11 protein-coding genes are annotated in these 12,339 nt (G+C 37.2%); 2 read left to right on the top strand and 9 right to left on the bottom strand.

Annotation, left to right across the window (positions count from 1 at the left end; translation table 11 throughout):
* Positions 1–13: 13 nt before the first annotated feature.
* From grpE to gpr, 7 genes are all read right to left on the bottom strand, one after another.
* Positions 14–613, bottom strand: a complete 600-nt coding sequence (gene grpE, locus J7E66_RS05910) for a nucleotide exchange factor GrpE (protein ID WP_251032782.1) — start codon at positions 611–613, stop codon at positions 14–16.
* A 132-nt stretch (positions 614–745) separates the two neighbouring features.
* Complete coding sequence (gene hrcA, locus J7E66_RS05905; RefSeq protein ID WP_214998551.1) at positions 746–1,777, bottom strand: heat-inducible transcriptional repressor HrcA; 1,032 nt, start codon at positions 1,775–1,777, stop codon at positions 746–748.
* Between the two features lie 134 nt (positions 1,778–1,911).
* Positions 1,912–3,045 carry a radical SAM family heme chaperone HemW gene (hemW, locus tag J7E66_RS05900; RefSeq protein WP_214998465.1) on the bottom strand — a complete coding sequence of 378 codons (1,134 nt, stop codon included), beginning with the start codon at positions 3,043–3,045 and terminating at the stop codon, positions 1,912–1,914.
* Positions 3,046–3,126: 81 nt separating this feature from the next.
* Positions 3,127–4,962, bottom strand: coding sequence for a translation elongation factor 4 (lepA, locus tag J7E66_RS05895; protein WP_214731552.1), 1,836 nt, complete (start codon positions 4,960–4,962; stop codon positions 3,127–3,129).
* A gap of 139 nt (positions 4,963–5,101) precedes the next feature.
* Positions 5,102–5,428 carry a DUF3679 domain-containing protein gene (locus J7E66_RS05890; RefSeq protein ID WP_214998464.1) on the bottom strand — a complete coding sequence of 109 codons (327 nt, stop codon included), beginning with the start codon at positions 5,426–5,428 and terminating at the stop codon, positions 5,102–5,104.
* A 19-nt stretch (positions 5,429–5,447) separates the two neighbouring features.
* On the bottom strand, positions 5,448–6,650 hold the full coding sequence (gene spoIIP / locus J7E66_RS05885; protein WP_214998463.1) for a stage II sporulation protein P: 1,203 nt from the start codon (positions 6,648–6,650) through the stop codon (positions 5,448–5,450).
* Positions 6,651–6,776: 126 nt separating this feature from the next.
* Positions 6,777–7,901, bottom strand: a complete 1,125-nt coding sequence (gene gpr / locus J7E66_RS05880; protein WP_214998462.1) for a GPR endopeptidase — start codon at positions 7,899–7,901, stop codon at positions 6,777–6,779.
* A gap of 217 nt (positions 7,902–8,118) precedes the next feature.
* Between gpr and rpsT the strand changes: the two genes are divergently transcribed.
* Positions 8,119–8,379: a 30S ribosomal protein S20 gene (rpsT, locus tag J7E66_RS05875; protein ID WP_088089041.1), complete on the top strand. Its 261-nt coding sequence runs from the start codon at positions 8,119–8,121 to the stop codon at positions 8,377–8,379.
* Positions 8,380–8,421: 42 nt separating this feature from the next.
* Here the strand turns inward: rpsT and holA are convergent, their stop codons facing one another.
* On the bottom strand, positions 8,422–9,438 hold the full coding sequence (gene holA, locus J7E66_RS05870; RefSeq protein ID WP_214998461.1) for a DNA polymerase III subunit delta: 1,017 nt from the start codon (positions 9,436–9,438) through the stop codon (positions 8,422–8,424).
* 300 nt (positions 9,439–9,738) lie between these two features.
* On the opposite strand from holA, the gene J7E66_RS05865 reads away from it, so the two are divergent.
* Complete coding sequence (locus J7E66_RS05865; RefSeq protein ID WP_026563518.1) at positions 9,739–9,873, top strand: YqzM family protein; 135 nt, start codon at positions 9,739–9,741, stop codon at positions 9,871–9,873.
* A gap of 75 nt (positions 9,874–9,948) precedes the next feature.
* Here the strand turns inward: J7E66_RS05865 and J7E66_RS05860 are convergent, their stop codons facing one another.
* Complete coding sequence (locus tag J7E66_RS05860; RefSeq protein WP_214998460.1) at positions 9,949–12,276, bottom strand: DNA internalization-related competence protein ComEC/Rec2; 2,328 nt, start codon at positions 12,274–12,276, stop codon at positions 9,949–9,951.
* Positions 12,277–12,339 lie beyond the last annotated feature (63 nt).

Raw genomic sequence — 12,339 nt, 5'->3', positions numbered from 1 at the left:
AAAATATGTAGTTTTATTGATTTACTTTCACCATTGCTGGGCGAATGACACGATCCTTTAACATATAACCTTTTTGAAATTCATCCGTCACAATGTTAGAGCCATAGTTCTCGTCTTCACCCTGCATTACAGCCTGATGCTGATGCGGATCAAACTCTTTGCCTACCGATTCAATAGGTTCAACACCTTCAATTTTCAAGGCATCCAGCAAACTACGGTAAACCATGTCCATCCCTTGCAGAAGTGTCTTTGTTTGTTCATTATCTGCTTCAACTTTCATTGCTCTTTCAAAGTTGTCTATTGCAGGCAGTAAATCTGTAATTAATTTTTGTGCTCTATATTTTTGGCTCGCTTCTAGATCTAATCTAGTACGCCTCCGGAAATTATCAAAATCTGCTTGTAGTCGTAGATATCGATTATCTGCTTCCTCTAACTTTGCCTTCAGCAATTGAATTTCCTGTTCCTTTTCATCAATTGGAAGGACATCAACTTTTTCTGTTGTGCCATCCTCTTCAAAAATAGTCTCAACCGTTTTATCATCGGTAAGTTCAACATTATCATTATTTTCAATCTCAACTTCTTCATTTATCGTGTTATTATTCTCATTTGTCAACTTACTCACCTCCCTTAAAGCATTTGCACCCATTTATATTAAAATTCATATTCACAAGAAAGGGCATGAAAAATACGGTATTTCACCTAGGTGAAATAAACGGTTTTTCACCCTTACTCAATATTTCCAGTGCTATTTATTTTGATACAACTTTGTTAAAACAGCCGTTAAATCCTTACTAAAAAATTGTAATAAGCTAATGACTCGAGAATATTCCATTCTTGTAGGACCAAGGATGGCAATCGTTCCTAAATTTTCAGCCCCTGCTGAATAGGTAGCTGTGATTAGGCTGCAATTATCCATGACACTATTATTATTTTCTGTGCCAATTTTGACGTGAATACCTGCTGAATCATTTCTGATTAAGTTATAGATCCACTCTTCTTGGTCAATCATTGTTAGCAGGCTGCGCAGTTTTGCTACATCATGAAACTCCGGCTGGCTTAACATATTTGTTTTTCCACCAAAGAAAAGTTTTTCATTGCTAGGCATTTTTAATGAATCAGCGATCGTATGCAGCATTAAATCATAATTATGGATATGCTGCCTTAAGAGCATGGCAACTTCCTTATAAATTTTATCATTTAAGTCTTCAAGAGGAACTCCTGCTAAACGATCATTCAAGATATTTACTGTTTTTTCTAAATCACTTGCATCCACGGAGGGCGGTAAAGAAAAGGTCCTGTTTTCAACATGTCCCGTATCTGTTACAAAAATAGCCACCGCGGTTTCCTTATTTAATGGGATGATTTGAATTCTTTTCAACTTATTAATACTTACTGCAGGACCAAGGACAATCGATGTGTAATTGGTTAGTTCCGATAATATTTTTGCTGACCTTTGAATAATTTTTTCGAACTCGAAAAGTTTCTCAGCAAAAATCGACTGAATAATGGATACATCATGCTGATTTAACACCTGTGGAGACAGGAGATGATCAACATAATACCGATAACCTTTTTCCGATGGGACACGCCCTGAAGAGGTATGTGTCTTTTCAATATATCCCAACTCTTCAAGGTCGGACATTTCATTGCGAATAGTTGCCGAACTAAAGGAAATTTCCTCTTTTTTCGACAAGCTTCTTGAGCCGACTGGTTGGGCAGATCGAATAAAGTCATCAACAATAACCTGAAGAATTAACAATTGACGATCTGTTAACAACATTCATCACCTCTGTTAGCACTCCTAGTTACCGAGTGCTAATTATATTAATAAATTATCAAAAAAGGGGGGATGGTGTCAATCAAAAAGAAACATAGACGATCTGAAGTAAGACTGTTAATAAAATCCAATGGTTATCTTAAAAATGCCTGAAAAACTTCATTTCCTAACAACCGGCCCTTTTTTGTTAAAAATATATGATCTTTCCCCACTTCTAACCACTGTTTAGCAGTTAATTCCGCAATCTCTTTTTCGAATAACTGAAGTGGATCAACAGCAAACTTTTCAATAAAGTGACGGACCGATACACCGGCTGTTTTGCGTAAACCTAAGAACATTTCTTCTTCCATTTGTTCTACTTTTGTGGTCTGATGTTCCTCAATAACAGGGAGTATACCACTATTAATTTGGTCCATATATCTTTTTAACGGGCCTGTATTTGAACGTCTTATCCCATTTAAATAACTATGTGCCCCTGCTCCAAACCCATAATAGGGTTCGTTGTTCCAATAGGTTAAGTTATGCCTGCTTTCAAAACCAGGTTTGGAGAAATTACTAATTTCATATTGGTTAAAGCCATGCTTTTCCATTTCTTCCATTAGTAATTCATACATGGCTGCTTCCACATCCTCACCAGGAGTTGGCAGCTTTCCTTTTTTCAGTAAGTTATAAAAGACCGTTTTCGGTTCAATGATTAAGGAATACGCTGAGTAATGTGAGATATCAAGGGAAAAAGCTTCTGTTAACGACTCTTTAAAATCAGTTATCGTTTGTGACGGTAAACTGAAGATCAGATCGATGCTGATATTGTCAAAGCCTAAAGATTTTGCGTTATCAATTGTTTGATAAACATCTTTCGCTTTATGAACGCGACCGATTTTTTTTAGTAATTCCTCATTAAAGGTTTGCACACCAAGGGATAGGCGATTTACACCTGCATCTTTTAATATTTGTAATTTTTCTTTCGTTAAATCACCTGGGTTCGCTTCAAAGGTAAATTCCAACTGCTTGCTCTTGGGTAAATTCCTGTTAATACTCTCGCAAAAACGATCCAGTTGCTGCTCATTTAACGATGTCGGCGTACCTCCACCGACAAATATCGTTTGGAGATCACTTGTAGGAAAATGGTTAACCGTCATTTTCATTTCTTGATCAAGTGCATTTAAATAGTCATCTACCCTCTGTCCCTTAAGAAATACTTTATTAAAATCACAATAATGGCAAATATGTTCGCAGAAGGGGATATGGAGATAAGCAGATTTAATCATTTCTTTCACTTCCTCTGTTCTTGTAACAAAAAGAGGCTAGAATTCGCCCGAAAAAATGGCTTGTCCTAACCTCCCGCTAGTTTATTTTTTTGTGTTGTTATCATCCATTTTTAAGACAGCCATGAATGCTTCTTGGGGTACTTCAACGGATCCAACTTGTTTCATCCGCTTCTTACCTTCTTTTTGCTTTTCTAACAATTTACGTTTACGAGAGATATCTCCACCATAACATTTTGCTAATACGTTTTTACGCATGGCTTTAATTGTGGAACGAGCAACAATTTTTTGACCAATTGCAGCCTGAATAGGAACCTCAAACTGTTGTCTTGGAATAAGTTCTTTCAGCTTTTCGACGATGATTTTTCCGCGTTCATACGCAAAATCTTTATGGACAATAAAGCTGAGTGCATCGACCTTTTCAGCATTTAACAATATGTCCATTTTAACCAGACTCGAAGGCTTATAACCAATTAGTTCGTAATCAAAAGATGCATATCCTCTTGTGCTTGATTTTAATTGATCAAAGAAATCATAAACAATTTCCGCTAATGGCATCTCGTAGATGATACTCACCCTATTTTCAGCCAGGTATTCCATCGTAACAAAAATCCCGCGTTTAAGTTGGCAAAGTTCCATAATAGTTCCTACATAATCATTCGGAGCCATCATTGTTGCTTTTACATATGGCTCTTCCACACGGTCTATTTTTTGTGGATCTGGTAAATCCGATGGATTATCCACCTTTATTTCAGAACCATCTGTCATGTGAACGTGATAGATAACACTTGGTGCAGTCGTAATTAGGTCGATTTTGAATTCACGCTCAATCCGTTCTTGAATGATTTCCATATGAAGAAGTCCTAAAAATCCACAACGGAAACCGAATCCAAGAGCCTGCGATGTTTCAGGTTCAAATTGAAGTGATGAATCATTTAACTGCAGCTTTTCAAGCGCTTCACGCAGGTCATTAAATTTCGCTGTATCAATTGGATATAACCCGCAATAAACCATTGGGTTGAGTTTGCGGTAACCAGGAAGGGCTTCTGTTGCCCCATTTTTCGCATTTGTAATCGTATCACCGACACGAGTATCGCCGACATTTTTAATCGATGCAGATAAAAAGCCAACATCTCCGACAGTTAACTCATCAAGCAACGTCGCTTTTGGTGTAAATACACCTACCTCATTCACTTCAAATTCTTTCCCAGTAGCCATCATTCTTACTTTGTCGCCAACTTTAACAGTTCCTTCGACAACACGGATGTAGGCAACAACACCACGATAGGCATCATAGAGGGAATCGAAAATCAGCGCTTTTAATGGTGCTTCCGGATCTCCGGTTGGTGCAGGAACTTTTTGTACAACCTGTTCTAGGATTTCTTCGATCCCGATACCAGCTTTTGCTGAAGCTAATACAGCTTCTGAAGCATCCAAGCCGATGACTTCCTCAATTTCACCGCGGACCCGTTCTGGGTCAGCACTAGGTAAGTCGATTTTATTGATGACTGGTAATATTTCAAGGTCGTTATCAAGGGCAAGGTAAACGTTCGCTAGTGTCTGTGCTTCAATTCCTTGTGCAGCGTCAACGACTAAAACAGCCCCTTCACAGGCTGCAAGACTCCTTGATACCTCATACGTAAAATCGACATGTCCCGGTGTATCAATTAAATGGAAAATATATTCTTCTCCATCTTTAGCTTTGTATTTTAACTGGACGGCATTTAACTTAATGGTAATCCCGCGTTCTCTTTCAAGGTCCATTGAATCTAATAGCTGGTCTTTCATTTCCCGAGAGGTTAAGGCATTGGTTTTTTCCAAAATACGGTCAGCCAATGTTGATTTCCCATGATCGATATGGGCAATAATCGAGAAATTTCTAATTTTTGATTGTCGTTTAAGTCTTTCATTATTGTTCACGGTATTTCACTCCTACTATACTCGCACATATACACTATTTTGAATTATATCAATAGGATTAACAAGATTCAATGGAAACTCTAATAAGATTATTTCCTAAAATAAAATAGCGGCACCCAAAAGGTGCCACTTACACGTTTTAATCAGCTATGAGATCAACTATTTTTTCGGAGGCACCTGATATCCCTTCAGACATCTTCTTTCCCATCGAAGAGAAAAAATTATAAGCACTTATTTCTTCGAGTTTCTTCTTCTTTGCCTCAAGATCATGGCTTGAGATATCATTCCCCAGAAAGGTAGCTCTTAGGTCATTGTCCGTTTCATTTAAACTGACAGCATTTTGAAAATTGGGATCATCATAGCCTTTCATTTTATGAATACCATCATTAGCTAATTGCATTCCTACTAAAACAGAGATTAACATGAGAGCGCTTAAGCATAAGCTTTTTAACATGAACATCTTCATAAAAAATGCTCCCTTACATCTATTGTTTATTGGTTGATTGCTCAACATCCTTGTTAACTTTTTCAGCCTGCCAGTAAAATTCACTAAATACATCCGCAAGAGCGTCAGCTGACCGATTTAATTCTTCAAACGTATTATCCACTCCGCCAAATTCAATTAAGATTGCATTATTGGAAAGGTTTTGGTTGTAGATACTATTAGACCCAGCTTCATTTTTAATGATTACTCCCCTACTTAAACCCTTATATTTTTTTTGCAGTTGATTGTGGAGTTCTGTTGCTAGTTTTGCATTCTTTTCATAATTTGGGTTTTTGCCACCGATTACAAACGCAAGCTTTGCAAAGGACTTTCCATTAATGCTAACTGTTGTTTGGTTCTTGCGGCGTGAATCTCTATGAATATCAATAAAATAATCTAAATCACGGTTTGATGCCATGGCTGCTTGAACAACCGGGCGAGATTCCTGGTACGATTTTGGGTAACCTAAACCTTTTTTATTTAAGTTCGCCTGGATATCAGTTTTATCAATAAAAGTACCGATTCCTCGATCCTCTAAGCTCGTTTTTAATTGATCGCCAATTTTGGTGACGTTAATTTGTGAATGGTAAGCTTTATCAGGGTCTGTCACACCTTTGAGATAGGGTAAATAAGATTCCCGCGTATGTGTAAAATAAACATATACAACCTTGTGATTCCCTGTTGTTTGTCCCGGTGTTGAAGGGGGCTTTTCACCCGATGGCTTCTCGATACCTTCTAAATTTTGCAAAGCAGCCTCCCTCTCTGCTTTCATAATTTCGATAGGAGGTGCAGATTCAATTGGCATATTAGTGTAATTAGTACCCTCACCAGCCACAAGAATTTTCCCATCAAATTGAAAGAATCCGGGAAGCTCTCTGCCAAGCAAGCTTCGAGGATCATTTAAATTTATATTGCTTGATAGCTTAAATACCAAGTTGGTTAATTTAGGAGTTGACGTCCAATCTTGTCCAACTGATAAAAAATGATGGTTTTCCCAGCCCATTAATTGATAAAGCAGCTCTCCATTCACGTTGGTTGCAGCCTGATTTACTGAAGATGACATAGGCCGATATTGTGGCTTTAACGAGGTTAATAATCCACTAATAGAGAAAATCATTATCATAAATATTAACAGTAATCCAACGGCTTTTAGTAAACTTGATCCTTGTACCATAACAAACGTTCCTGAATTTCTAGTTTTCATGGTTCCACCTCGCAAATCGGATTCTAGTAAATCTTATGAAGATACTAGAATCGATAGAACCACTAGTTATATTTTCGAGGCACTTCCTGTAAAACATAGATTTCGAAAGTACCTCTTAAAATTCTTCTATTTTGTATAAAATCCAGCGTTCTCTTGGTCCACTGCACTATGAAGCGAGGAATTCAATCCGTTCGCAATCAAATTTGCCATATCTTCAATAAAAACGTCTACTTCCTTTGGAGTGACCATTAAATTATGTCCGATTGGAGATAACACCTCATAAATTAATTTTCTTTTTTCATCATCCTCTAGTGTACCAATCATCCCAAGAAACGTCTTACGGTGCTTTTCCTCAGGTAAATCCTCTTCGGTCAATTTTCGCTTTTCTCCGAAACTCATTCCTGCTGGTGCAAGTGCCCTCGAAGGCCGATTTCCTTCACGAAGTTCTTTCCCAAAATGCTTGAGAATAAAATCAATCGTATCACTTGTAATGGAGACGGCATCGACAACGGTCGGAACTCCAATCGCAATGACAGGAATACCCAAGGTTTCCTTACTCAGTTCTTTTCTTTTATTACCAACACCAGAACCAGGATGAATGCCTGTATCAGAGATTTGGATCGTCGAATTCACTCTTTCTATCGATCGTGATGCTAGTGCATCAATGGCAATCACAAAATCAGGTTTTGTTTTTTCAACAACTCCAAAAATGATATCACTTGTCTCAATCCCGGTTAAACCCATAACACCAGGTGATAGTGCACTTACGGAACGATAGCCTTCTTCGACATTTTCCGGCTGAAGCTGAAAAAGATGACGTGTAACCAACAAGTTTTCACATACCATGGGTCCAAGTGCATCGGGGGTTACATTCCAATTTCCGAGCCCAACAACAAGACATGAATCCGTCTTTTTAATCCCAGTTCCCTCCAAAAAGTAAGCAAACTCTCTAGCGAAAATTTCTTCCACCTTTTGCTGTACCTCTGTATTTTGCTGACGAATCCCTTGTACTTCCACCGTTAAATATCTACCAGCTTTTTTGCCCAGCTGTTGTTCACCCTGTTTGGTCACTTCAACTAATGAAATCTTTATGTCATCAACATCTTTTTCCTTAATAATCACGCCTTCAATTTGTGAAAGATCCTTCTCTTGCCCGACAGTTCCTTTCTGCTGTGTAAGAACCATTTCCCTTGCTTCAATTGCCAAATCCGTTCGAACAGAGTACTTACTTAAGTCAATCGACTCACCCATTATTATTCACTCCCATCAAAATTTTCCTAAAATCTAGAAACTATTCCCTATTTTTGCCCTTTCCGACATAAAACATGCAAATGATATTCTTCTTCGTAGAAACAAGTATTGCATTATAGGCTTCCATTTGATAAAATATTTCATGTTCTGAATTATTTTTTATGAATGTTAAGTCGAGTTCATATAGTGTCTCGATTCTTTGTAGGAGGTGAAAGTAATGCCTAATATTAAATCTGCTATTAAGCGTGTAAAAACAAGCGAAGCTCGTAATGCTCAAAATACAACTGCGAAATCTGCAATGCGTACTGCTGTTAAGAAAGTAGAAGCTGCTATTTCTACTAACGACGGTGCTGCTGCTAAAGAAGTATTTGCAACTGCTGCTAGTAAATTAGACAAGGCTGCTGCAAAAGGTCTTATCCACAAAAATGCTGCTGCTCGTAAAAAATCCCGTCTAATGAAAAAAACTAACGCTCTATAATTGAGCGTAAAAAAACGATTCCCTTGAACAGGAATCGTTTTTTTATTTCTTTAAATGAAATAGAAACATCTCAATCAATAAAGATTTATTCATGCCTCCTGTTTTCATTTGGTAGTCCGCTTCAGCAAGGAGGTCAATTATATTAGCCAATTCTTCATCTGTAAATTTAGGAGCTTGACCGAGAGCAAGTTTGACTCGGAATGGGTGTGTTTTCAAGAAACCTGATATTTGCTGCTGTCCATATCCTCTTCTTGAGAGCTCCTTCACTTGATAAATTAACCTAAATTGTCCTGCCAACAATGCCAGAATCTTAATCGGCTCTTCATTTTGTTTTAACAAATCATAATAAATTCTTAAGGCTTCATCGAGTTTTCGCTGAACCACTTTTTCAATGAGCGTAAAAATATTTTGCTCAAGTGAACGAGCAACTAATTTTTCCACTAGGCTGACATCAATTCTTTTTTCATCTGCAGCGTATAATGCTAATTTGTCCACTTCACTTGTAATCATAAACATATTTGTTCCAACCAATGCGAGCAATTGTTCAATAGCATCAGGTTCAAATTCAATCCCACTTCTTTTCGCCCTGCTCTTTACCCAGTTTCGTAAATCATGTTCATTTAACTTTTTGGCTTCGACTATTTCAGCATTTCTTTTTAATTCTTTCGTTATTTTTTTCCGTTCATCCAATTTTTCATATGGTGCCGAAATAACTAATACTGAGTAGGGTGCCGGCTCTTTTAAATACATTTCGAACCTAGATAAATTATGATCAATCTTTTCTTTTGATTTTTCAGCCGTTAAAAAAACAGGATTATGTAAAAAGATAACTTTTCTTTCTCCTAAAAAAGGAAAGGTTTCAGCATCTTCGATTGCAACCTCAATTGGTGTTTCCTCTAAATCATAGCTTGCAAAATTAAAATCCTTTTCTTCTTCGTTTAAAATATGGTTAAGTAATAATTGCTTTGTTTCATTTATTAAGAATGTCTCTGTTCCAAATAATAAATAAATAGGAGCAATTTCCTTTTGTTTAATTTTTCTCCAAATATCCACTACCATTTGTCAGCGCTCCCCTTCTCCCACTCATATATATGGTAAAGAAGCTTGGACAATTTGACAAGCATTTAAAGGGAATTAGCACTTATCAATAAGTGCTAATTCCCAATCTATAATGAACGCCTGCAATAGAAGCCCTAGGATATTCTATTGTCTGGCGGAGTTCCTTGTGTAAGTTTAGTGTAGCCTTTTATCAGTCTCACTATTTTGACAACTCTTGTCAGTTAAGGAAAGCATTTTGATGTACGCTGGATTTTTTCTTGAGAATGACTTATACTATATGTGAAATAGGAGGGGTAGACTGTGAATGAATTTGAAAAAGATGTGCAAAGTAAACGAAACGACGCGATTGATTCTGGGGTAGGATTTGGGGTTTCCTTTGGTTTTTTTGCCATAATGTTTATTGTTGCTACAGTCATTAAAGTAATCGGTTCATAATGAATGGCTACATATGAGTAATATAGGAGACTGCATTCGTGCAGTCTTTTTTAATTTTTCTTGAGATGCTTTATCCTATGGTAAATAGGGAGAAATGGTTCCTTTTCCTTGATAAAATTTATAGGTTATTGCTCCTTGCTGATCGGTTCGAAAAATAACTGTATTTGTTTTTCTTAATCGGTTAAGCACTTCTGAATGTGGGTGGCCAAAACGATTTTTTTCACCGACCGAAATTAATGCTATTCTTGGGTTAATTTGATTAATAAAAGATTCTGCACTTGATGTTTTACTCCCATGATGACCAGCTTTTAAAACATCAACCTTTAAATTAGGATATTTTTTTATGATTTTCTCTTCCCCTTCTTGATCAAGATCTCCGCCAAAAAACCAACTAACTCCCCCTAATTGAGCAATAAAGGCAATGGAACCGCTGTTTCTTTCACCAGCAAAATTCTTTTCAGGTGAAAGGATATAAAATTCATTTTCCCCGCTAATCCACTTGTCTCCTTCTGACACTTTTATGACAGCAATATTTTTCTTTTTAGCCTCCTCCAAAATGGCAAGTTCAGTAGTTGATGGCTCGACTACAGAAGGCATTAAGATTTGATTTACTTCAAGCTCTTTTAATATCGAGAATGCCCCCCCAATATGGTCCATATCCCCATGTGTTAAGATTAGTTTGTCAATCTTGGTAATACCTTGTCCTTTTAAAAAGGGAACCACTACATCCCTTCCTACCTCAAAGGCACTGGCTCGTTCCCTCCACTTTTCTTCTGTATAATTCATTGTCCCGCCTGTATCAATGAGATAGGTTCCTTCACCATGTGCAAGGTGAATTAAAATACTATCCCCTTGGCCAACATCAATCATGGTCACTTCACCATATGGATATAACCAGTTCCAGCCTTGTTGAAAAATAATCAGCACAGCACTCAATACGATTAGATGGACCTTCCTTTTCGGATACGCTTTAGTTTCCCAAATAAAAAAAATCAAAAGCAGGATAAAAATATACATAATGAGTAAAAACCAATTTGGTCTTCCAGGGATAAAGCGGAAGAAGGTAAAATCAGCAAGATATTCTATAAGATAATTGGAGAGGCTAATGATTGTTCTGAAAATACTAATAAGTATAAGCGGAGTTTTTCCGAACATAAACTGAATGATAAACAAAAGGTACAATCCTGGGAGGTAAACAAATGAAAAAAGAGGAATATAGACCATATTGGCGATGATACCTATCATTGAAACCTCAAAGTAATGATACAGTAAGAACGGGAGTGCAGCTAATTGAGCAACTAACGAAGTCGCAAGCATACGCGTTATGGTCTTTTCATAGCCTTGCAAAATATATGGAGCAGACAAAATGATCACCAGACTCACTGAGAATGAGAGTTGAAAGCCAGCATCAAAAATCACCATTGGGTTAAAAAATAAATAGAAAATAAATGCCATGCTTATAGCATCCAGGGGAAAAAGCCTCACGCGAGCTCTTAACTTTACAGTAAGTAACACGAGGAAAATCATCATCGCTGAGCGAATAACAGATGGTGAACCGCCTGTCAGAATGACATAAATCGGCAGGATGATGAGAAGAAAATTGATCATAAACTGTCTCGTTAGTCCGAATCGAATGCCGATATAAAAAACCATCGCAATTAATAACGAAACATGGAGTCCAGAAATGGCGAGCAAATGAACAATACCGGTTTTTTGGTACGCAGTTAAAACTTCCGGGTCAAACAAATTTCTGTCACCAAATAGTAAGGCGGCGGAAAGTGAAGCGATTTCTATCGGAAAATGTGACTCAAGATAATTAATACCAGAATATCGAAGTTGTTTTATCAATTCCAATGGAGAAGGTTTCATCGGAGAGCAAGTTTGCAATGGGTTTTCTTGTATCTCTATGATCCAATAAATGTTCTTCCTAGATAAATACATTCGGTAATTAAAAGCATTGGGGTTTTTGGCAATCGCCGGTTTTTCCAGAGTGCCTGACACCCTGCATAAACAATGATAAAAGGTTTTCGTCTTTAATAGATCTTTTTCTTGTTCTGATTGGATTTTGTAGCGGATGAGGAGTTTTTCCTTGTACCGTGCATTAGCAGCCTGCACTTGTAATAAGTCACCATCAATTTTTGGGTCCTCGGTATATTGAAGATTAAAGGTGGTAGTGGATGGGGGGATGACTGTTTTATTGGTTGAGACTGAGTGTTGACCGATAAACAAGAAGGTCAAAAAACACACAGCTACCAGCCCAAGTTGAAATTTCATAAATCGTTTGTATTTATAAAGAAGATAAAGATACAGGGTTTGTAATAAGAAAAAAGGAAGAAATATTAATTGAACACATAACAAACCAAATAACGCTGCAATTGTAAAATAAATATATTTTCCATTCATTTGACTTCTCCATTTAGGTATTTTCATTACAAAATACGGAAGAGCCGGAAATAACCGGCATCA

This window comes from Bacillus sp. ISL-7, from assembly GCF_018613065.1.
This window is presented reverse-complemented; position numbering and strand designations above follow the sequence as displayed.

Coding starts and splice junctions, on each gene's coding strand:
- hemW (WP_214998465.1), bottom strand. CDS start 3,045: ATGATTAAATCTGCTTATCTCCATATCCCCTTCTGCGAACATATTTGC.
- J7E66_RS05890 (WP_214998464.1), bottom strand. CDS start 5,428: ATGAAGATGTTCATGTTAAAAAGCTTATGCTTAAGCGCTCTCATGTTA.
- spoIIP (WP_214998463.1), bottom strand. CDS start 6,650: ATGAAAACTAGAAATTCAGGAACGTTTGTTATGGTACAAGGATCAAGT.
- gpr (WP_214998462.1), bottom strand. CDS start 7,901: ATGGGTGAGTCGATTGACTTAAGTAAGTACTCTGTTCGAACGGATTTG.
- rpsT (WP_088089041.1), top strand. CDS start 8,119: ATGCCTAATATTAAATCTGCTATTAAGCGTGTAAAAACAAGCGAAGCT.
- holA (WP_214998461.1), bottom strand. CDS start 9,438: ATGGTAGTGGATATTTGGAGAAAAATTAAACAAAAGGAAATTGCTCCT.
- J7E66_RS05860 (WP_214998460.1), bottom strand. CDS start 12,276: ATGAATGGAAAATATATTTATTTTACAATTGCAGCGTTATTTGGTTTG.